Origin of the sequence: Streptomyces sp. NPDC090445 (genome assembly GCF_044769385.1) — a bacterium.
Lineage (GTDB): Bacteria > Actinomycetota > Actinomycetes > Streptomycetales > Streptomycetaceae > Streptomyces.
This window is the reverse complement of sequence record NZ_JBIVXV010000054.1, coordinates 1-21,154: the sequence shown is the minus strand read 5'-3', so window position 1 is coordinate 21,154 and position 21,154 is coordinate 1. Positions and strand designations below refer to the sequence as shown.

14 protein-coding genes and 6 pseudogenes are annotated in these 21,154 nt (G+C 71.9%); 8 read left to right on the top strand and 12 right to left on the bottom strand.

Features of this window, described 5'->3' with window-relative positions:
* Positions 1-231: 231 nt before the first annotated feature.
* From ACIQUT_RS39670 to ACIQUT_RS39660, 3 genes and pseudogenes are all read right to left on the bottom strand, one after another.
* The gene (locus ACIQUT_RS39670) at positions 232-3,012 is read right to left on the bottom strand and encodes an AAA family ATPase (RefSeq protein WP_403570526.1); all 2,781 of its coding nucleotides are present in this window, start codon (positions 3,010-3,012) and stop codon (positions 232-234) included.
* Between the two features lie 105 nt (positions 3,013-3,117).
* Positions 3,118-3,357: pseudogene (locus ACIQUT_RS39665) on the bottom strand (ABC transporter permease); the annotation flags it as partial.
* Between the two features lie 196 nt (positions 3,358-3,553).
* Positions 3,554-3,928 carry a winged helix-turn-helix transcriptional regulator gene (locus ACIQUT_RS39660; RefSeq protein WP_403570524.1) on the bottom strand — a complete coding sequence of 125 codons (375 nt, stop codon included), beginning with the start codon at positions 3,926-3,928 and terminating at the stop codon, positions 3,554-3,556.
* Between the two features lie 96 nt (positions 3,929-4,024).
* Between ACIQUT_RS39660 and ACIQUT_RS39655 the strand changes: the two are divergent.
* The 6 genes and pseudogenes from ACIQUT_RS39655 to ACIQUT_RS39630 form a co-directional block, all read left to right on the top strand.
* A pseudogene (locus ACIQUT_RS39655) lies at positions 4,025-4,699 on the top strand (NADPH-dependent F420 reductase); the annotation flags it as partial.
* A gap of 31 nt (positions 4,700-4,730) precedes the next feature.
* A pseudogene (locus ACIQUT_RS39650) lies at positions 4,731-4,909 on the top strand (DUF2252 family protein); the annotation flags it as partial.
* A 31-nt stretch (positions 4,910-4,940) separates the two neighbouring features.
* On the top strand, positions 4,941-5,159 hold the full coding sequence (locus ACIQUT_RS39645) for a peptidoglycan-binding protein (RefSeq protein ID WP_403570522.1): 219 nt from the start codon (positions 4,941-4,943) through the stop codon (positions 5,157-5,159).
* Between the two features lie 944 nt (positions 5,160-6,103).
* Entirely contained in the window at positions 6,104-7,387 is a 1,284-nt protein-coding gene (locus ACIQUT_RS39640) for an MFS transporter (RefSeq protein ID WP_403570521.1), read from the top strand.
* A 487-nt stretch (positions 7,388-7,874) separates the two neighbouring features.
* A complete protein-coding gene (locus tag ACIQUT_RS39635; RefSeq protein WP_403570519.1) occupies positions 7,875-8,090 on the top strand; it encodes a hypothetical protein in 216 nt (71 codons plus the stop codon).
* A gap of 510 nt (positions 8,091-8,600) precedes the next feature.
* The gene (locus tag ACIQUT_RS39630; protein ID WP_403570517.1) at positions 8,601-8,969 is read left to right on the top strand and encodes a hypothetical protein; all 369 of its coding nucleotides are present in this window, start codon (positions 8,601-8,603) and stop codon (positions 8,967-8,969) included.
* Positions 8,970-9,147: 178 nt separating this feature from the next.
* Here the strand turns inward: ACIQUT_RS39630 and ACIQUT_RS39625 are convergent, their stop codons facing one another.
* The gene (locus ACIQUT_RS39625; RefSeq protein ID WP_403570516.1) at positions 9,148-9,942 is read right to left on the bottom strand and encodes a peptidoglycan recognition family protein; all 795 of its coding nucleotides are present in this window, start codon (positions 9,940-9,942) and stop codon (positions 9,148-9,150) included.
* A gap of 358 nt (positions 9,943-10,300) precedes the next feature.
* Here ACIQUT_RS39625 and ACIQUT_RS39620 point away from each other — a divergent pair, with 358 nt between their 5' ends.
* A complete protein-coding gene (locus ACIQUT_RS39620) occupies positions 10,301-10,519 on the top strand; it encodes a hypothetical protein (RefSeq protein ID WP_403570514.1) in 219 nt (72 codons plus the stop codon).
* Positions 10,520-10,593: 74 nt separating this feature from the next.
* On the opposite strand, the gene ACIQUT_RS39615 is transcribed toward ACIQUT_RS39620, so the two are convergent.
* Positions 10,594-11,391: a peptidase gene (locus tag ACIQUT_RS39615; protein ID WP_403570512.1), complete on the bottom strand. Its 798-nt coding sequence runs from the start codon at positions 11,389-11,391 to the stop codon at positions 10,594-10,596.
* 933 nt (positions 11,392-12,324) lie between these two features.
* Positions 12,325-12,876 carry a hypothetical protein gene (locus ACIQUT_RS39610; RefSeq protein WP_403570511.1) on the bottom strand — a complete coding sequence of 184 codons (552 nt, stop codon included), beginning with the start codon at positions 12,874-12,876 and terminating at the stop codon, positions 12,325-12,327.
* 314 nt (positions 12,877-13,190) lie between these two features.
* On the opposite strand from ACIQUT_RS39610, the pseudogene ACIQUT_RS39605 reads away from it, so the two are divergent.
* Positions 13,191-13,689: pseudogene (locus tag ACIQUT_RS39605) on the top strand (transposase); the annotation flags it as partial.
* 84 nt (positions 13,690-13,773) lie between these two features.
* Here ACIQUT_RS39605 and ACIQUT_RS39600 read toward each other — a convergent pair.
* The 6 genes and pseudogenes from ACIQUT_RS39600 to ACIQUT_RS39575 all read right to left on the bottom strand — a co-directional run bounded on the left by ACIQUT_RS39600 (position 13,774) and on the right by ACIQUT_RS39575 (position 20,786).
* Positions 13,774-14,283: a universal stress protein gene (locus ACIQUT_RS39600; protein ID WP_403570509.1), complete on the bottom strand. Its 510-nt coding sequence runs from the start codon at positions 14,281-14,283 to the stop codon at positions 13,774-13,776.
* 462 nt (positions 14,284-14,745) lie between these two features.
* Positions 14,746-15,423, bottom strand: a pseudogene (locus ACIQUT_RS39595) (PucR family transcriptional regulator); the annotation flags it as partial.
* A 2-nt stretch (positions 15,424-15,425) separates the two neighbouring features.
* Positions 15,426-16,276: pseudogene (locus tag ACIQUT_RS39590) on the bottom strand (amino acid transporter); the annotation flags it as partial.
* Entirely contained in the window at positions 16,267-16,455 is a 189-nt protein-coding gene (locus ACIQUT_RS39585; protein WP_403570527.1) for a hypothetical protein, read from the bottom strand. The gene ACIQUT_RS39585 and the pseudogene ACIQUT_RS39590, both read right to left, overlap by 10 nt.
* Positions 16,456-16,497: 42 nt before the next feature.
* Positions 16,498-18,648: a potassium-transporting ATPase subunit KdpB gene (gene kdpB, locus ACIQUT_RS39580; protein WP_403570507.1), complete on the bottom strand. Its 2,151-nt coding sequence runs from the start codon at positions 18,646-18,648 to the stop codon at positions 16,498-16,500.
* A 251-nt stretch (positions 18,649-18,899) separates the two neighbouring features.
* Positions 18,900-20,786, bottom strand: coding sequence for an APC family permease (locus ACIQUT_RS39575; protein ID WP_403570505.1), 1,887 nt, complete (start codon positions 20,784-20,786; stop codon positions 18,900-18,902).
* Positions 20,787-21,154: the final 368 nt, after the last annotated feature.

Here is a 21,154-nt window from a genome sequence, read left to right as displayed (position 1 = left end):
CCCGTCGCGGAACTCCCCAAGACCCGCTCCGGCAAGATCATGCGCCGCCTCCTCCGCGACGTCGCCGAAAACCGCGCACTCGGCGACGTCACCACCCTCACCGACTCCTCCGTCATGGACCTCATCCAAAGCAAGCTGCCCAGCGCACCTTCGGAGGACTGACGCGGCCGGGGCGGCCCTGGCCACGGCCGGGCCCGCCCGCCGTCCGCGCGTCCGCTCGCCCGTTCGCCCTCAGCCGCGTACGGCCGCCCGTGCGGCGAGTGCATCGGCCAGGCCGGGCCTGCCCTGGATGCCGAGCTTCCCGTACGCCTTGGTGAGGTGGACCTCGACCGTCCGCAGGCCCACGTACAGCCGCGCGGCGATCTCCTTGTTCGTCAGACCCTCGGCGGCCAGTGCGGCGACCCGGCGCTCCGACGGGGTCAGTGCCTGCGCGCCGTCCTCGGCCGGGGCGTCCGGACGGTAGCCGGCGGCCCGCAGTTCGCACTCGGCGGCGTCGGCGACGGCGGTGGCCCCGCACCGGCGGGCGGTGAGCGCCGCGGACCGCAGGCGGGAACGGGCGTCGTCCAGCCGTCCGGCCTGCCGCAGCAGGGCTCCGCAGTCGGCCAGCGCCTGTGCGTGGGCGAGCCGGGCCGCGGTCGGCTCCAGCAGCGCGACCGCCTCGTGCAGCAGCGCGAGGCCGTCCGGGCCGGGCGTGACGAGCCCGAGCACGCGCAAGGCGTTGCCGGTGATCTCGGGAGCGCCCCAGGCACGGGCCAGTTCGGCCTCCTCGGCGGCGAGCGCCACCGCCTGCCGGGTGTCGCCGAGGGCGGCATGGGCCAGAGCGGCCTCGGAACGCCACGGCAGCACGGCCGGACCCGACATCAGGCGGGTGGTGGCACGCTCCCCTGCGCGCAGGAGGTCTTCCAGTCCTTCCTCGACCCTGCCGCGGGCGACCTTGAGGCGCCCCCGGACGAGGGCCGTGAAGTCATTGGCCCAGTGCTGCCCGAGGGTGCCGGTGAGGCCGTGTTCGGACAGCAGGTCCTCGGCCTCCGCCAAGCGGCCCTGTTTGGTCAGGGCGTCGGTGAGCATGGCGACGCTGTGGCTGGTGGTGGGGCCGGCGCCGACGCCGCGCAGTGCGTCGATGGCGGCGCGGGCGTCGGCCTCGCACCCGCGGACGTCGCCCAGCCGGTAGTTGATGCCGGCCCGGAGCGTGACGAGGTACGCCCGTCTCAGCACGGCCGCCTGGCCGCGGGACCCTTCCAGGCTCGCGTTGACGCGCGCCAGGGCGAGGTCCGGGCGGCCGGCGGCGGAGAGGGCGAGTACGGGCGCGGTGTACACGTACGACTCGTCGCCGTCCGGGCAGACCCCGTCGGCCAGCGCCTCCCGGGCGTGGGCGAGGGCGTCCTCGCGGCAGCCGCCGCCGTCGAGCAGGGAGCGCAGTGACAGCAGCGCGGCCAGGGGCCGCTCCGCCGGCCCGCCCTGCGCCGCGGCCGGGTCGAGTTCACGCAGCCGGGGCAGGGCGGCCGCGGCGGTGTGGATCCGGCCGAGCTGGGCGTAGAGCAGGTCGATCTCGAGCCGGAGGGCGTGCGCCGGTCCGGTGTGGCGGATGCGCCGGGCGGCGCGTCGGAGGACGTCGAGCCCCTCGGGGTAGCGGTCGAGGGTGAACAGGGCCCCTGCCAGGGAGCGGGCGGACGCGGCCTGTTCGCCGGGCACGGTGGCCAGGTCGAGGGAGCGTCTGAGCGTGTGGACGGCGGTGGGGACGCAGCGGGCGAGTTCGGCCTCGCCGAGGGAGGCGAGGACCTGGGCGCGCAGCTGTTCCGGGAGGGGTTCGCGCAGGGCCCGGCGCAGGCAGGCGACGGCCGTGGCGTGCTCGCCGTGTTCCAGTGCGTCGTCGGCGGCATTGAGCAGGGCCTCGGGCATGCCGCCCTGTCCGATCGGGCTGCCGAGCAGGTGGGGCACGATGTCGGCCCATGCCGCGCCCTGGTCGATCAGGAACCGGGCGGCACAGGAGTGGAGTGCCTGGCGCCGGCTGGGCAGGACCTCGCCGGCGATTGCCGTGGCGAGCAGCGGGGCGCTGAAGGTGCTGCCGTGTGCGCCGGGGACCATCGTTCCGGCGAGCGTGAGGGCGTGCAGGCTGTCCTCGACGGCGTGCTGCTCGATCCCCGTGGCGACGGCGAGGAGTTCGGCGGCCGGGGGCCGCGGGCCGGCGAGGACGGCGGCGGCTTCGGCGGTGGCGAGCACCTCGGGGCCCATGGCGCGCAGTGCGGCGTGCGCGGTGCGTCCGGTGCCGGCCGGTACGTGGCGGTCGAGGGTGGCCGCGGTGGCGGCGTCGGGTACTGCCGCGGCGGCGCGCAGCGAGCGGAGCAGGGCGTGCAGCAGGGCCGGGTTGCCGCCGGTGGCGGTACGGCAGGCGGTGACGAACTCGGGGGCGGGCCCGGCGTCGGGTTCGCGGTCCGCGCCGGGGCCGGGGCCGAGGGTGGTGCGGACGAGTGGTGCGACCTCGGCGTCGGTGAGGGGCGCGAGCCGGATGCGCCGGTGGAACAGCGGCAGCAGGGTGCCCGAGGGATCGTCGTCCCACGGGAAGCGGCCCGGGCCGTGGGTGGCCACGACGGTGACGGGCAGGCCGTCGAGGCGGCGGAGGAGGGTTTCCAGCCAGGCGGCCGAGGCGGTGTCGGCCCACTGGAGGTCGTCGATCCCGAGGACGGTACGCGGCGCACGGCGGGCGGCAGCGGCGATCAGGCGGTGCGCTTCCTCCTCGGCGGCGGGGCACGGGCCCTCGGGGCGGCCGGTCCGGGGGCTCGGGAGCTGTTCGGCGAGCTGCCGGACCAGCCCCGACCGGGTGTGCACGTCGGCCGGTTCGGCCATGGCGGACAGGACGAGGCCGCCTTCGCCGGCGACCCGGCGAAGCGCGGCGCGCAGCAGTGTGCTCTTGCCGGTGCCACGTCCGCCGTGCACGACCACGGCGGTTGCCGGGGCGTCGGGACGGGTCAGCTCGGCCAGGGCCGCGAGCTCTCGTTGTCGTCCTGTCAGCACGGCCGCCGCCTCATGTCCTGCCTCGTTCTGCCGACAGCAGCACCGAGTGGTTGCGCGGCCGCGAGCTCGTATCCCCTGGCCAGAATATTACGTACGGTGAGGCCTGCGGCGGAGCAGGTCCGCTCCGTAGGCGAGCGGATGGGCGGCGGCCAGTGCGCGGGCCCAGCCCGGGAGGTTCTCGAGCGGGAAGAAGCCGCCGGAGAGGAACAGCAGCGGCACCATCACCGGGCCGAGCAGCATGTGGAACACCTCGGCCCGGTGGAGGCTCACGGCCACGGCCACGGCCAGGGACAGGGCCAGGGCCAGGGCCAGGGACAGGGACAGGGCGGTGAGGGTGAAGGAGGCTCGGAGAGCCGCTCTCGATCGCCGATGGATTGTCGACGCACTGCCCACCCGACCCGAGTGGAGACCGGGACGCACGGCCGCGACGCCGTCGGCCCGGAACCGCGTAACTCGGTCCAGGTGCAGCGGCGCTTCGTGACTGGCTGCCAGGGTGATCGTCGGTCTGCTCAACCCCCTATCCCCAAAGACCACCGCACCATCAGCGGGTGTCGAAGCGGTCCTGGGAGGCCAGGACGGTGTCGGCGTAGCGGGCGGCCCAGGTACCCATCGCCCGGATGGGTACCAGCAGCCCTGCGCCGGCCTCGGTGAGGGCGTAGTCGACGCGCGGTGGCGCCTCGGCGTAACGGCGGCGCTCCACCAGGCCGTTGTACTCCAGCCGCTGCAACGCGTCGTTGAGCACCTTGGGGCTGATCCCGCCGATCCGGTCCACCAGGGCGCGCGGGCGCATCGGGCCGTCCTCGCCGAGAACGAAGACCACCACGCTGTCCCATCGGTTCGCCAGCACCTCGAAGGCGACCCGGGCCCGGCAGTCCGTCGCGAACCCGTCCCCCGCCAGCTCATCGCGCTCTCCCATCCGCCCATCGTGCCCGGCTGTTGGACACCGTGCGGTATGCATCGGCCCGCCTAGCGTCGCTGGCACGACACCCCACGACGGAAGAGCACAAGGAGCAGCATCATGCGCATCGGCATTCTCGGTACGGGATCGATGGCGACGGCCCTGGGCGGTGCCTGGGTACGGGCCGGGCACCAGGTCCTGGTGGGCGGGCGGAACGTGGCGGCCGCCGCCACGACCGCGGCCCGGATCGGAGCCACCGGGCACGGCGGCCTGACCGAGGCGGCTGCTCACGGAGAGGCCGTCCTGATGGCCGTACCGGCGGGCGACGCCCCGCGGTTGGCCCAAGAGCTCGCCCCTGCTCTGGCCGGGCGGACGGTGCTCGACTGCACGGTGCCCATGGCGCCCGGCCCGGACGGGCCCTCGCTGACCACCGCCGGCGGCACGGACTCCGTCGCCGCGCGCATCGCGGCAGCCGCGCCGGACGCCGGCGTCGCCAAGGTCTTCGGCATCTGCCACGAAAGCATCTGGACCCTCCCGCGGCCCGCCTTCGAGGGCGCGCCCCTGGCGGTGCCGTTCTGTGCCGACGCCCCCGCCACGGCGGCCCTGACATCGGAGCTGATCACGTCGATGGGCTGCTCCCCGCTGCCCTGCGGCGGACTGTCCCGCGCGGCGCTGCTGGAGTCGGCCGCGGTCCTCGCCATCGGCGTGTGGTGGTCCGGCGGAGAGGCACGCCACGCCTTCCCCTCCCCCGCCCTGGCTCCGGGCGCGGTCGACGACGAGCCCCGGTAGCCGAAATCTGCGAAGCGCCTTGCAGCGGCTCCGGGTGGTGGGCCGCCGGGGCGTCGGCATCGGCTCGGCGGGCTGCCCTCATACAACATCCTGCTGGAAGGCCACAGCGACGCCCTGGAGAACGACGTCGTGATCCACCTCAAGCAGGCGCAGACCCCGGCGGTGTCCCGGCACATCACCGACCGGGCGGTGCGGGAGTACTTCCGGCACGGTCGTGTGTGTCCAGCGCGGGGTCAAGGCCGTGGGGCTCGGTACGGCGAGTGACATCGTCGTGGTCGACGGGGCGTTCGGGCCGAAGACCCGGAACGCCGTGGAGAAGCTCCAGTACCGTCTGCGTCTGCAGGTCGACGGGGTGGTCGGGTCGGACACGGGGCAGGTTCTCTGGAACGCCATCAAGCGGCAGTACGGCCGCGATGACGAGCGCTTCCTCCAGCTGCCGACTCACAGCTCGCTCCGGTAGGAGCCCCCGGGCGCGAGCCGGGACGGGCCCGGGCGCATCCGTGCAGGGTGCCGGTACCCCTCCGCAGGTCGGGGGCCGGTCGGTTCGGCGCGTCGCCGTGGCCGCGGGCGGCACCCCCGGAGCCGAGCGGGGCCACCGTCACAGGCCGACGCCGCGTCCCGGCCGTCGCCCGGGAAGGCCTTCTACAACCGCCGCCTGCGCAAGCACAAGGCCTTCGGCTACCTCACCCCAGCCGAGACCCGGCAACGCCATCAACACGCCCTCTTCACTGGCGGATGAGCCCGCACTTCCGTGCAGGCGGGCCGGTGGAGCACCGTTTCCATACTGCTTCGATTTGTTTCGCGCCCCATTGCCCGTCGACAGCGCGCTGTTGATCTCCCAGAGGGTGGAGGACTGCGGGAACGCGCTCCGCGCGAGTGCGCCGGCCTGACGTGTGTCCACATGGCGATCACGTCCCTGGGGCACACCTGCGGTGCGGGACTTCCCGGTCGCCGGTCCGCTCCTCGTCGAGAGCCCTCGGGGCCGGCTGGAGGCGGTCTGCTTCCACGACGCCGAACGGCCGCCCTGCCTGGAGTACTCGCCAAGTCCGCGGGCGTCGCCGGCATCCGCCACATCGGCCTCGACGCGTTCCTGGCTCCCGCCGCACGGGACCGTCTGTACTCGCCCGGCCACCACCTGCTATGATCCCTGCAGTCTCCGGAATCCCCCTCTCCCGCGGTCCGCTCTTCGTCGGCCGTGTTCGGGAGCAGGGTGAGTGGCCATCGGTTCGGCCGCATTCCGTCTTGAGGATCAGGCTTCACCGCTTCGCATCACACCTTCGTATATCGCCCGACACCGTTCATGTGTCGTGCAGTACGCGCATATCGCACTCCATGTGACACCCCATCGGCATCGGGCTGATGGGGTGTCTCCCGTTTCACCCCCGAAAGGACGCGCCCCGCCCCATGACCTCCCTACCCCAGAAAGACATCGGTGACCCGACGCCCGTAACGCGACAGGTCCCGCTGCGTCGTGTCCCCGGTTTCCGCGGGTTCTGGCTGTCGCGCGCAGTCTCCGGGCTGGGATCCGCGGTCACCACGGTGGTCCTGCCGGTGCTGGCCTTCCAGGAGACCGGCTCACCGCTCATGGTCTCCCTGGTGGCGGCCGCCGCGACCCTCCCCTATGTGGTCTTCGGGCTGATCGCCGGCACCGTCGCGGACCGGATGGACCGGCGTCGCCTGATGATCGTCACCGACTGGCTCAACGCCGCCTGCATCGCCTCCGTCCCCCTCGCCTCCGCGCTGGGCGTCCTGACCGGGTGGCAGGTCCTCTTCGTGGCCCTCGCCTCGGCCAGCCTCACCCTCTTCTTCGAGGCGGGCGTGTACGGCTTCGTCCCCGACATCGTCGGCAAGGACAAGCTGACCGAGGCCAACAGCGCGCTCTACGGTGCGCAGACGGTCGTGCGCATCGCCGGAAACGCGGTGGCGGGCGGTCTGATCGTCTTCTTCCGCCCGGCCGGCACACTGGCGCTCGACGCCCTGTCCTTCGCCGTTTCCGCCCTGCTCCTCAGTGCCGTCGCACGTACCGTCGCCCGGCCCGAAAGGCCGGCGGCGGCGAAGCGGCCCGGGTTCAAGGAGTCCATCCGGGAGGGGCTGCACTTTCTCCACCACCACCCGACGCTGCGCCTCATGACCGTCGTCGGCACCCTGCAGTCGTTCTCCGGCGGCGCCATCATCGGGCAGCTCGTCGTCTTCGCCGACCGGGTGCTGGGCATCCACGGATCCGACGGACGGATCGGGCTGCTGTACATGGCGTGGAGCGCGGGAGGCATCGGCGGGTCGTTCCTGCTGCCCCGGCTGCGGCGCCGCTTCGAGGCCGTGCCCCTCCTCCTGGGGGTGCTCCCGCTCGGAGCGCTGCTCGGCCTGGTGGTCGTCCTCACCTCCGACTGGCGCATCACGCTGGTCGCGCTGACCGTGTGGGGATCGGCCTACCTCGTCGTCCTGGTCAACACGATGACGTACTCCCAGGAGGTGACGCCGTCCGAGCTGCAGGGCCGGGTCAACACGACACGCCGGATGCTCTCCTCGGGCCTCGGCGTCCCGCTCGGCGCCCTGGTGGCCAGCGCGCTCACCGTGCGGGTCGGCGTCCAGGCGGGGATGTCCACGGCCGTCGTCTCGATCGCCCTGGCCGCCGTGCTGGTCTGGGGTGTTCAGGCGCGCCGGTGGCTGCGGCCGGGAGAAGGGGTGTAGTGCCTTGTGGCGGGGTCGGTGCGCCGACGGCAGGTTGTTCGGTCGGCTGCTGTTCACGCGGGACGGTGGGGGCGGTTTCCGGCAGCGAGCCGAGGAATTCCACGGGGCTGCGGTCGGCGTCGTCGGTGAACAGGCCGGCGAACACGATGCGGTCCGGCCCGCCGAACCGGGAAACGCCGTCGACGACCGCGCCTCCAGCCCGGGCGGCCGTTCGACGGACCAGCGGTCGTCCAGGTCCGTACGGACGGCCACAGGCAGGGCATGGCCGGAGCAGCTCGGGACCTGGTGACGGTCCCAGGGCCGGCCGGGACCTTCCGGAGGACGGGGTGGGCGCTGTCGGCGGCGACGTAGCGGATCTCGTCGCGGTCGCGGACCTTGATGGGGCGGCGGCACCGAGCAGCGCGTCCCCCCACGGGTTGATCGCGTTGGCCGGCGTCCCGCGCGGCGTGAGGGTCGCGTAGCCGGGCTTCTCCCGGAGGGTGTGGGCGTGCTCCGGGTCGGAGGCGCCGATCTCCATCCAGGTGCCCAGGACGAGCTCGATGCCGTCGGTGAGCCGGACCGGCAGCAGGCAGCGTTTGAAGCAGCCGACGCCGTCCACCCGCAGGAGTGCGCCGGAACCGACCTCGTGGCGCGCTTCTTCGGACACCGCCAGGGCGGCATCCGGCAGGGCGAACCGGGCGTCGATCCGCTTCTCGCCGGGTGAGGGCGCTCGCAGCAGGAACAGGCGGGGGCAGGGGAGGAGATCACGCCACGCAGTCCAACGTGGCCGAAATATGCTCAACGCCTGTCGGATGGGTCCGGGCTGGGCCGGGCCGCGGCAAGGTCAGGGTGGCAAGGATCCGCCTGATGCCCATCCGGCTCGCCCGGCAGCACTCGCAGTGGAGCCAGGTGGCTCGATCGAAGTGCCAGAGCCGCAGCGTCGAGCCGGACCGGGGCGTTGGTGTGAGGCCGCGCGGGGCCGTCGGCACTGTCAGCGACGCCGACTGACCGCCCGTTCCGGCCACGCCACGGCCCTGCTCCGGGAGGATCGAGCATCCCGGACGGGGCGCCCGAGGGCGGACGCTGGGCGCGTCGGGAGAGTCCTGTGCTCCCGCTTCGTCATATCCGGGCGTTTGGTCACCGTACGCGGCGCTCTGGGCGACTTGCCCCGGCAGGGTTGGGGTCGTGGACGGGGTCCCGGTCATCGGGGCCTTGCCGGACGTGGAGGAGCAGGATGCGAGGCTTGAAGGTTCTCGGAGCGGGCGCGCTGGCGGTGGCGCTGGTGTCGGGCGTGGGCTGGGCGGCGCAGGCGTCGGACAGTCAGACGGCTCCGACGAGGGGGCACGTATCGCGGGCTGCGGCTGTCGACGGGTACCAGGTGGTGAAGCTGCCGAACGCGAACGTGCCGAACTTCCAGCGGCGGACGGTGTACTGCCCGGCGGGGAAGGTCGCCGTCGGCGGCGGTGCCGAGGCACAGGGCAACGACGCCATCCTGGTCGGCTCGTTCCCGACCGATGACGGGCGGGGCTGGATCGGTCTCGGGCGTCAGAACGCGTACAGCAGCGTGGGCATCTCGGTGTACGCGATCTGCGCATACGCCTGATCCTCCGCACTGCCGCTGCGCCCCGCCCTCCTCCGAAGGCGGGGCGCAGTGCTGTGTGCTCGGTCTGCGCGACCGGGTCGCCCCGCTCGGCCCCCTCGGCGAATCCGGGCGAGCCCTGCGCAACGACGGACAGCGCCGGGCCAACCGCGAAGGCAGGGTGCGAGGCCGTCCGGCGTTTTTACTCGGCGGGGGCGTCTGCGGCGGTTGCCGGGGCTGCGGGCCAGTCGCGGGGCGGATTCGTGGGCCAGCGCGGCAGCGGCCCGGGGGTGGCGCTTCCGAGGCGCCGGGCCACGTCCTCGCGCAGCTTCGGCAGCATCGCATGGAGCATGTCGCCGGGGCAGTCGGTGCTGTTGAAGTCCCGGTGTCCGTGGATCTCGGAGGCGGGCACGTCGTACTGGCGGCAGATGTGGGCGCACAGATCGGCGAGGGCGGAGAACTGAACCTCCGGGGGCTCCTCGGTCATGTAGGTGCCCTCGTTCTCGATGCCGATGGCCGCGCTGTTCTGGCCGATGCAGTGGGCGGCTCGCACCATCCGGTCCCCGGCGTTCAGCGCGGCGAGGCTGCGGTGGCGGCCCTCCAGGACGAAGGCGCCCCGGCTGATGGTGAAGTGCTGCCCGGTGTCGATCCAGCCCTGCAGGTCCATGTGGTGGGTCTGGATGGCGCGGGCCAGCGTATGGGCCCGCGCCCGCGAGTAGTCGGTGACGTTGGCTGTCGCCGTGTGGTGGACGATGATCCGCTCGGGACGCGCGGCGAGGACCACGACGGGCTCGGACGCCTCCCGGGCACCCCAGCCGACGCAATCGGTGATCTCGGGCACGGTGAAGCCTTCACGGTCCCAGCCCCCGAACGCCCCGACGCCGGTTGCGGCGCGGGCCCGGGATCCGCCGACGGTGGGCACGGCAGCGGCTCCGAGCGCGAGTACGGCGGAGACCAGAGCCCGGCGGGTGAGCCGGGCAGACGGAGTGAATGTCATGCACCAGCCTGTTCCGGTGGAGGAAGGTTCCATGGGACTGCCCGCACCCCTCGCTACAGGGGGCTGGGGCCCGGCGAGCCCACCGTACGGGGCAAACCGTCCTGTGACCGGGAAACGCGCCCGGTCCGTCAGGGGTATGGCCCGCCCGGCTGGATCCGCCAGCTGCGGACCGTTGACGGGTGGCGTTTTCCCAGGCGTCCGCAGGGCGGTGGCGTACGGTGGATGACCGTGTGCTGCTCGACTCCGGCGACTGCCGGCGGTGCGAGCAGCGAGAAGTGGACTGCCGGGCAACCCGTCAAGCCAGCCGGGCGCGCTGAAGGTAGCTGACCCTCGCCGAGGCTGATGGCCGATGTGGGTCATGCTCGCCCCAGGACGCGCCGACGCCGGCTTCGACCGCACCGCGTTCGCCATCGGCTGGGACAAGCAGCAGGCCACCTGCCCACGTGGAGACGCCGGTACCTGGCGGAGCCCCGCCACCCGGCACGGCACGGCACGGCACGGAACCAAGGAGGAACAGCGGGTCGCCCACCGGATGCCCGGCGTCGTGCCCAGTGTCTGGAGCCGCGTCGAGGACTGACTCGCTGCACCCCGAGGCCTCTGCCACGTCTGGCAGGGGCCTCGGCCGTCCGCAGGGAGCCACCGCGGCTGTGTTCAGGTCATGGAGACCCCGCGGCCGACGAAGAACTCGGCGAATGCGGCGACGGGCAGGTTCGCGGTGCGGGTTTGTTCCGTGTGGCCGGACGGGTTGCGGAAGTGCACTGTGTCGCCTTGGCGGCCGGTGAGGAGCACAAGGTGTCCGCCCTTGCCGGGGGCGGGGTTCTCGGGGCGGCGGATCTCCTTGTGGACCGAGGCCATCACCAGCCGGCCGGAGTCGAGCAGGGCGAGCAGGCCGGGCACTGTCAGGGTGGGGTGGACTTCGGCGTGCAGGCGGTGGACGTCGTGCACGTACTGGGCGAACGGGGCGTAGATCAGGCCGTGGATCGCTCCGCTGTCCGCGTCCTCGGTGTAGGCGCCGTACTTTCTGGCGCCGTCGAGGAGTTCGAACAGGGTGGGCGCGTCGCCGGTCCGGGCGAGGAGCGCCATGCGCAGGCAGGCGATGCCGCACATGTGGCCGCACCACGTGCGGTATGTGTCGAGGTCGGGGGCGCCGCTCTCGGCCCAGCGGGGATCGGCTCCTTGGTCGTGGCCGTCGTAGACGATGGCGGCGATCAGGTCCGGGCTGGCGTACTGCGTGACGGTGGGGAACGGGCGGTCGAGGTCAGGCACGTGCGGGGTCCTTCCGGCGGGCGGGCTGGCTGGCTGGCTGATCAGCCGGCGGAAGGCGGGCGGGTCCACGCTGCCTCCGGAGATCACGACACCGATCGTCCCCGACTCGTGGAGTACGCCGCCGTTGAGCCCGGCGGCCAGGGTGCAGGCCCAGGCGCCGCGCGGTTCGGGCACGACCTTCATGACGTGGCGGGATCCCGCCGAGGGGACGACCGCGTGGCCGTCGCGGGTGGCGATGTCGGCGACCGGGGTGTCACGGTCCTCGCAGCCGCGGCTGTAGGTGACGGCCCTGCCGCCGAGGGGGCGCGGGCGCCTCCGACCTTGGGGGCAGGAGCGTCGTCGGGGATGACCACCGTGGCCGGCATTTCGAGGAGTCGGCCACGGTGGCCCGCGGGCCCGCCCCGGGCCGGGGGCGTTGTGAGTGCGCAACGGCGAAGTACTCGGGGACGGTGCGGCTGTATCCGGCGACCCGGCGCGCCGGGAACGGTTCAAGGCCATGGTGTGCTCGGCCTCGGGGAAAGACGTGTCCTTCACTTCCACCGGTCCGGGGTACGAGGGCGGGCTGGTGGCCTGCCGGCTCGCCCGCCCGTGTCGTCCCTGCGTCCCCCCTGCAGCCCGCGCTGGGCCCCGCACACGGTCGGTGCGGGGCCTGCGACCTGCTCGGCGACCTCAGGAAGTCACCAACTCTGCACCCAGGCGTTCGTGGCGGTTCCGAACGGGGCGCACGAGGCGGTTCGGACCACGATGCCGGGCTGCCCAGGCGAAGCGTAGGTCGGCTGGCTGGTCCTCGTCGTGAACGCGAAGCCGAACCCGATGAACTCACGGCACACCACACGGACCTGGTACCAGCTGCCGCCGTACGTCGCGCCTTGGCACTGTCCGATGCCGGCTGTCCCCGTGATTCCGGCCCAGCAGTACGGCGACGGTGTCGCGTGTGCGGGCCCTGTCGTCAATACGGTACTCATGACAGCGATGCCTGCCGCCAACCCGGCAAGACTCCGTCGCCTCATTCTCTACCCCCCGGCAGTTGAATCCGTCAATCGGTGGCAGTGCGCTCGTGACGCGCCCACCGGGTCGGCTTCCGCCTCCGATCGGCGTGGCGCGTTCGCTGTCCTTCTACAGTTGACGCAGTACGTATTCGAGGCCGATGCCCGTCCGGTTCTCGTGGGCGCCGCCGGCGGGGCAGACTCCCTTCGGACCGTTCCCCGCAAAGAACAGGCCGGCGCACTTGGCGCACAAGAACCACCGGTTCTGTCCGCCCGGCCCGTTGGTCATGCCGGGCAGGCCCTCCAACTTGTAGCTGCCGGACCCTGTGCTGTCGTGACTTCCGTTGAGCCAGCGGGAGTTGGGGCACGTACTCCTGACGCCGCGCCATCCGTAGGTGTACGTCCAGAGCCCGGCGCAGCGGGAGCACCACTTCCACTCGGTTTCCCCTGCACCCGGATCGGTGATCTCCCCCAGGACGTAGTCGCCGCTGCCGGCGGATCGATGCGGGTGGTCCCAGCCGAAGATTCCGCTGCCGACGGGGCAGTAGCCGCTGTTGCTGTTGCCGGAGAACCAGAGTCCGCTGCACTGGTGGCACCATCGCCACAAGTGCTGCATCGCCTGGGCCGGTGATCCGAGCGCCAGCGGCGCGGTGATGGCGGCGAGTCCGGTACCGGCTGCCATGGCCAGGAGCCGACGCCGAGATGGCGCCGAAGATTCGTTCGATGGCACCGAGGATTCCCCCCTCTGAGTGCAGTCGCCTGCATTCCCTCGACACCAGGATGCCAAGGGCTCCTTTGACCGAAGAAGACCTATTCCCAATTTATTCGGATTATTGCTTCTTGTGACTATTTGGTGGTGGGTATTGTTCAGGTCCGCTGCGGTTCTTGGCCGCGACGGCGGCGACGTCGCACCGCTTCATCCCTCCTGCCGTCGGTCGTCGGCCGATCCGCCGGAGACGGCGTCGCCCCCAGGCGCCGAGCGCGACCAGCAGTGCCGTCGACGCCGTCTATCCGGTGGTCTTCATCGACGCCATCCACCTGAAGATCCGCGACGGGGCCGTCGCCAACCGGCCGATCCACGTCGCCCTGGCCGTCACCGCCGAAGGCCGACGGGACATCCTCGGGCTGTGGGCCGGCGACGCCGGCGAGGGCCTGCCCGACGCCGTCGCGACCGTATGGCCCCGCACCACTGTCCAGACCTGCGTGGCCCACCTGCTGCGGAACTCCTTCCGCTGTGCCGCCCGCCAGGACTGGGACACGATCGCCAAGCTCCTCACCCGTCTGCACCGCCCCGGCCGAGGAGGCGCCACTGGAGCGGTTCGCCGAGTTCGCCGACGCCTGGGGGAAGAAGTATCCGGCGATCGTGAGGCTGTGGGAGAACGCATGGGAAGAGTTCACCCCCTTCCTGCGGTTCGACACCGAGATCCGCCCCATCGTCTGCACCACGAACGCGATCGAGTCCGTGAACGCCCGCATCCAGCGGGCGGTCAGGGCCCTGGCCGCCGCCAGGTCGCCACCGCCCGACTCCTGACGGGGCGCCGGCCTCGGCCTGGTGGAATCGGAACGGCCCCGCGGCTCATCAGGCGAGTTCCCGGACGTCGAGCGGCAGCCGCCAGGAGTTGCGGCGGTGGGCCGCTTCGTACGCGGCCTTGAGCGGGGACGGGGGCACGGTCAGCACGGGACAGGCCGCGTGCACGAGGACGTAGCGGGCCACCGAAGGGCGGAGCAGGCGACGGAGCGGTCCGCGTGGCCCCGAGCCCACCACGAGCAGGTCGTCCGGGTCGCGGGCGACGTCGACGAGCGCCGCGCCCGCCGTGCCCCGCACGGTGAAGCCCGTGAGGGTGACGGCCGGAGTCCCGGCACCGAACGCGGTGTCGAGTACCTCGCGCAGCCGGTCCGCCGCGGCCGACCGGCACAGTGCCAGGGCCGGTACCCCGCAGGGGGTGCGGCTGCCCGGTCCACCGTCCGGGGCCTGCCACGCCAGCACAGCGCACAGCTCCACCCGCCGCAGCCGGGCCTCGACAGCGGCCCGGTGCAGTGCTGACAGGCCGCCGAGGCCTTCACTGATACCGACGACCACCTTCGGCATGCTTCCTCCCTCGCGATTCCGTCGGGAAATTCATCCAACGGCAGGGATGCGCCCCAAAGCCGATTCGCTGACGGTCCTCTGACGCGGTCGGCCGCGATTCTGACGCGCTGCTGACGCCTCACGTCCCCAGTCGTCAGCATTCCGAATGAACTCCGGCGTGCGCCGTGGGACCCCGTCAGAGGCACGCCACAGGGGCACCAGCCCGGGGATGGCCTTCGAGTGGCCGCCCGGACTGCCTCCCCGCACCCGGGGCGTCATCAACCGCCGCGGTCTTGGCCGGCGTCTCCCTCCTCCAGCAGAAGCCGGTATCAGCCGCCGGCCGCGGGGCAGGCGCAGCCTGGATCGTGGCCGTGGGCGAGGCCGTTCACTGGCTGCGGCGTCGCCGGCAGTGGGGCCGTGGCTGTTCTTGACCGGCGTCTCTCCGTTCCGGGCACGGCATCCAGACCGGCTCAGCCAGGGGTGTCACCCTTCGGGCCACCCCAACAGCCTGGCTCCGATGACCGCTGTCTGAAGGGTGTACCGGTGCGCGGGATCTCCTGGGTCCACGTGCGTGAGGGCGTGGATGCGCTCCAGCCGGTACGTCAGGGCGCGGACGCTGAGCGAGAGTCTGCGGGCGGCCTCGGTCGCGATGCAGCCGCTGTCGAAGTAGGCGGTGAGGGTCTCGAGGAGGGGCTGGGCCCCGCCGCGGGCCTGCTGGAGCGGTCCGAGGGTGGACACGACGAGGTCCGCCATGGCCTGCCGGTCCCGTGCGAGCACGGGATACACCAGCAGGTCGACGGCGTGGAGCACTGGCTCCTCCAGTGCCATGCGATCCGCCGGTGAGAGGGCGCCCAGGGCCTCCTGGTACGAATGGACGACACCGCCCGGGCCCGGGTGTGCCCGGCCCATCGCGACGCGACCGCCGTCCGTGGCCGCGTTGGCCTGCTGGGCGAAGAAGGCGAGTACATCCGGTCTGTCTCCCGGGGCGACGCAGATGAGTCTGCCGTCCTTGGCGGTCAGGAGGATGCTCTCGTCGCCGAACCGCCCCCGTACGGACGTCTCGATGACCCGGGCGATGGGGTAACCGTCCCCGTAGGGTTCGGGACCGACGGCAACAGCCACCGCGTGGGCCTGAGACAGACGCAGGCCGAACCGCTGGGCGTGACCATCGGGCGCAGGGCGCGGGCCCAGTGCGGGGCCATGCCGTAGCGCGGCAGGTAGCGCGGCATCAGGTTGAGCAGGCCGGCCATGGCCGAGGCGCCGGCGCACCACAGGATCAGGATCGTGGAGATGTCGTAGACGGCGCCGAAAGCAGAGCCCAGGTATGCGTGGGCCAGGTAGGCGAGGGCGCGGCCGTTGGCCTCGCCACCCGGCTGGAACGCTGCGGCAGGGATCAGCAGGGTGGTGATGAGGCTGGAGCAGATCAGGGAGATACTCATGATCACGGCCGCCGTGGTCAGCAGCTTCTTGGCACCGCGGATCCGGCCGGCGGGCTTGTCCGCGGAGTCGTCCGGGTCGCCGTGGACGTGCGGCATGACCGCCACACCGGTCTCGAAGCCGGAGAGGCCGAGCGCGAGTTTCGGGAACACGACGAGGGCGATGGCCTCACTGAAGCCCTTCAGGAAGACGCCGCCGAGCAGCGCGATCAGGATCAGGGTGATCAGTACCTCGTGGCCGTGCAGGGTGCTGGTGAGGTGCGGGTTCTCCACCATGTGCGCGGTCGCATCCGCCGCGGAAAGGGTGATGGTGATGAGGAAGTCGGTCGCCGCGAACCCGAGCAGGTCAGGACGAACAGCTTCCCCTTCCAGAACGTCAGAAGCCGCTCCAGCATGGCGATGGAGCCCTCGCCGTGCGGGCTCTCCTCGGCCACCCGCCGGTAGACGGGCAGCGCGCCGAAGAGGGTCAGCGGCACGAGCACGACGGTCGCCAGCGGCGACAGCAGACCGGCCGCGAGGAACGCGATGCCGGGCTGGTAGCCGAGGGTGGAGAAGTAGTCCAGGCCCGTCAGGCACATGACCCGCCCCCGGTGGCGTAGTGAACGCCCCAGGATCCGCTCGGAGCCGAGTGCACCTTGCGCGGCGGCCCCTTCTCCGAGGCGGCCTTCTCCACGTCGACGGGACCACGCTTCCCCATCCTGACGAGCAGCGCGCGGGCGGTCCCTTCGGCGAGGTCGGAGAAGCCCTGCTCCCTCAGGCGTGCCGTGATCTCGTACCCGCAGGCGGGTCGGCCCGGAACTCATCCCATGCCGGGGATGTGGGAGACAACGAGGTCGATGAGCTTGATGCCGATGAACGGGAGGATCAGCCCGCCCAAGCCGTAGACGCGGAGGTTGCGGCGCAGGAGGTCGTGAGCGGAGGCGGGCTTGTAGCGGACGCCGCGCAGGGCCAGCGGGATGAGCGCGACGATGATCAGCGCGTTGAAGATGATCGCCGAGGTGATCGCGGACCGGGGGCTGCTCAGGCCCATGATGTTGAGGGCTTCGAGGCCCGGGTAGGCCGCCGTGAACATGGCCGGGATGATCGCGAAGTACTTCGCGACGTCGTTCGTGATGGAGAACGTGGTCAGCGCTCCGCGGGTGATGAGGAGCTGCTTGCCGATCTCGACGATGTCGATGAGTTTGGTGGGGTTGGAGTCGAGGTCGACCATGTTCCCGGCCTCCTTGGCGGCCGAGGTACCGGTGTTCATGGCGACGCCGACGTCGGCCTGGGCAAGGGCGGGGGCGTCGTTGGTGCCGTCACCCGTCATCGCGACCAGCTTGCCTCCGGCCTGCTCCCGCTTGATGAGGGCCAGCTTGTCCTCGGGGGTGGCTTCCGCCAGGTACTCGTCGACGCCGGCCTCGGCGGCGATGGCGCGGGCCGTCAGCTCGTTGTCGCCGGTCACCATGACCGTACGGATCCCCATCTGGCGCAGCTCCTCGAACCGCTCCCGGATCCCCTCCTTGACCACGTCCTTGAGGTGGATGATCCCGAGCACCCGCGGCCCGTCCCAGTCGTGGACCGCCACCAGGAGGGGCGTGCCCCCGGACTCCGACACGGTGGCCGACCAGGCCACCGCTTCCGGCGGTACGGTGCCGCCGCGCATCGTCACCCAGTCGCAGACCTGAGCCGTCGCGCCCTTGCGGATGGCGCAGCCGGCGCCGTTGTCCCAGCTCAGGTTGACGCCGCTCATCCGGGTCCGGGCGCTGAACTCGGTGAACCGCGGATTGCTGAGTTCCTCCGCGGCGGCCGGCTGTAGCCCGTGCTGCCGGGCGAGAGCCACGACGGAGCGGCCCTCGGGCGTCTCGTCGGCGAGCGAGGACAGCTGGGCGGCGTCCGCCAGCTTGAGGTGGTCCACGCCGGGCAGGGGGATGAAGGCCGCGGCCTCGCGGTTGCCGAGGGTGATGGTGCCGGTCTTGTCGAGGAGCAGGGTGTTCACGTCTCCGGCGGCCTCGACGGCGCGTCCGCTCATGGCGATGACGTTGCGCTGGACGAGCCGGTCCATGCCCGCGATGCCGATGGCCGACAGGAGGGCGCCGATCGTGGTGGGAATGAGGGTGACGAGGAGGGCGACCAGGACGGTCGTGGACTGTGCGGCGTGCGCGTGGGCGGCCATCGGCTGGATGGAGACGACCACCAGGACGAAGGCGACGGTCAGGGCGGCCAGCAGGATGTTCAGTGCGATCTCGTTCGGCGTCTTCTGCCGGGTGGCGCCTTCGACCAGGGCGATCATCCGGTCGATGAAGCTGCGCCCCGGGCGCGAGGTGACCCGTACGACGATCGAGTCGGACAGCACGGTCGTACCGCCGGTGACGCCGGACCGGTCGCCACCCGCTTCCCGCAGCACGGGTGCCGATTCGCCGGTGACGGCCGACTCGTCGACCATCGCGGCCCCGTCGACGACGTCACCGTCGGCCGGGATCAGCTCGCCGGCCTCGACGAGGACGAAGTCGAAGGGCTGGAGCTCGGCCGGCGTGACCACCTCCGTCTCGGCCCGGTGCAGGTTCGCCCCGTACGTCCAGTGGTTCAGCCGCACCGCGACCGTGTCCGTACGTGCCTTGCGCAGTGTTTCCGCCTGGGCGCGGCCCCGGCCTTCGGCGACGGCCTCGGCGAGGTTGGCGAACAGGACCGTCAGCCAGAGCCAGACGCTGATCACCCAGGTGAAGACGGACGGGTGGATGAGCGCCGAGAGTGTGGTCAGCACGGATCCGACGGCGACGACGAACAGCACCGGCTTCTTGACCAGTTCGCGGGGGTGGAGCTTGCCGACGGCCTCCCGTGCGGAGGCGGCGAGGAGCTCGGGGTCCACCACGTTCACCTGGCCGGAGCGTTTCCGGGACGGTCGGTCGGTCGGGGTCCGCGGAGGTGTCCCGAGACCCGGAGGAACGTGCTGCGCGGCGGAGGGAGGCATGAAGCGACCTTCTGGATGGGTTCGAGGCGTGGCAGCCCTGGCAGCTCGTGGCCAGAGCGCGGGAGGGGGTGTCGCCGCCGGGGACTGTCTCCATGGACCCCCTCGGCCGTCATGTGAGTACTTGGTGTCCCCGGCGGCTCAACAGGCAGGAAACTACTGCCCGTTCCGGCGGAAACACCCATACAGGTGCGGGAATTGGCACCTCCTTGACGGCGGCGCACGAGACGCGTCAAGCCGCCGTCAGAGGTGTGTCAACGTGCCTCGGCGGTGATGCGGAAGCGCAGCCGGCAGATCACGGCGGCGGTGTCGCGGCGGACCGCGTGGGCGACGACGGAGCCGCGCTGGTTCTGCAGCAGTCGCTGCCAGAGGTGGGCGGGTTCGGTCTCCGGGATCAGGACGGTCACCTGCGCGTCCTGGTGCCGCTGCGCCAGCTTCCGTACGTACGCCGACAAGGGGCGTCCGAGGGAGCGGGTTTCCGAGGAGAGCTCGACCAGTTCGACGCCGGGCTTCCACAGCTCCCAGTCGCGCCGCAGGGCTTCGGCCGCTTCACGGTCCTCGGGGGACGGGTGGGTGACGGTCACGGCGAGGACTTCGTCGCCGAGCGAGCGGGCGGCGGTGAGGGCCTGGCTGGTCAGGCGGGACAGACCGGAGACGGGGACCACGACCACGGAGCGGGATCGTCGCGGGGCCTGCGGGATCCGGCCGAGCTCCAGGCGTTCGCCGATCTCGGTGTACGCACGGTGGATCTTCTCGAAGCCGAGAACGAGCAGCGGCAGCGCGACGACGATCAGCCAGGCGCCTTCGGTGAACTTGGTGGCGGTGACGACGACGGCCGACACACCGGTCAGGAGGGCGCCGAAGCCGTTGAGCGCCGCCTTCGCCTGCCAGCCGCGCGGCCGCTCCCCGTACCAGTGCCGGACCATGCCGACCTGGCAGATGGTGAAGCCGATGAAGACGCCGATGGCGAAGAGCGGGACGAGGGTGTTGGTGTCGCCGCCGGAGAAGACGAGCAGGAGGGCGGAGACGAGCGCCAGCCAGACCACGCCGTGGCGGTGGACCTGGCGGTCGGCCTTGAGGGCGAAGACGTGGGGCAGGTGGTTGTCGCGGGCCAGGAGGCTCATCAGGACGGGCAGTCCGCCGAAGGAGGTGTTCGCGGCGAGCGCCAGCAGCACCATGGTGGCGAACTGGACGATGTAGAAGGCGAGGTTGTGGCCGAAGGAGGCGTCCGCGAGCTGCGCGAGGACGGTGACGCCCTCGACCGGCTGGAGGTGGAAGCGCCCGATGAGGATCGACAGGCCGATCAGCATCACGCCCAGCAGCGCGCCGAGGGCGACCTCGGTGCGCTGCGCGCGGCGGGCGGCCGGGGCGCGGAAGGAGGGAACGGCGTTGGCGACGGCCTCGACTCCGGTCAGGGCCGAACAGCCGGCGGCGAAGGCCTTCAGCAGCAGGAGCGCGCCGACAGTCGTCGCGCCCTCGCCGAGGGCGGAGGCGTGTCCGGCAGCGGACGCGGTGCTGACGGGACCGTCACGGAAGAGCCCGACGACGACCATCGCGAGGATCGACCCGACGAAGACGGCGGTGGGCACGAGGAACGCCTTGGCGGATTCCACGACCCCGCGCAGGTTCACCGCCGTGACCAGCACCAGGATGCCCAGGCAGATCCACACCCGCTCTCCGTACAGCTCGGGGAACGCCGAGGTGAGGGCGGCCACACCGGCCGTGACGGACACGGCGACGTTCAGGACGTAGTCCAGGATCAGCGAGGCCGCGGCGACCAGGCTCGTACGCCGGCCCAGATGGCGTTTGGCGACCGCGTACGAGCCGCCGCCGTCCGGGAACGCGGCGATCACCTGCCGGTACGAGGCCACCAGGACCGCCAGCAGCGCGGCGATGGCCAGGGTGACGGGGAGGGTGAAGCCCATGCCGTAGGCACCGGCCGCGGCCAGGACCAGCACGATCGACTCCGGCCCGTACGCCACGGACGCCATCGCGTCCAGCGACAGCGCGGCCAGCCCCTGAAGGGCTGTCAGCCGGTGGCGGTCGCCTGCCGTCGGCGTCCGTACGCCGGTATCAGGAGGTTCCTCCGTGCCCGGGGCCTGTCCTGCTGCCGCGCTCGGCTTTCCCATGTCTATGGACATCTTCCGCTGTTCCTCCGTTGGACCAAAGTGAGGACAGCGTCCGAGCGCCATGGCCGGATCACCAGTGTTCTTGGCGTTATTCATACGGCCGCCGCGCCGGTCTTCACGCGTCCTTGATGCCGTGGCGGGAAAGTCGTACGAGGTGCGTCAAGACCTCGCAGGCGTGGGTGACTGTCCCTGCGACGGGGGCAGGGTTGACAGGGGCACCACCCCGCCCACCCTCGGAAAGGGGAGAAGGTTCAGGTGACTCCTCCCCCTCGTGAACGAGGGGGGTTCTCGCTATGCCTGGTTGGCGTCGCGACGGACCAGCCCGGCCCGTAGAACGTTCAGAGCGCCCACCGTGTCGGCGTGCGCGATGTGGCCGCACG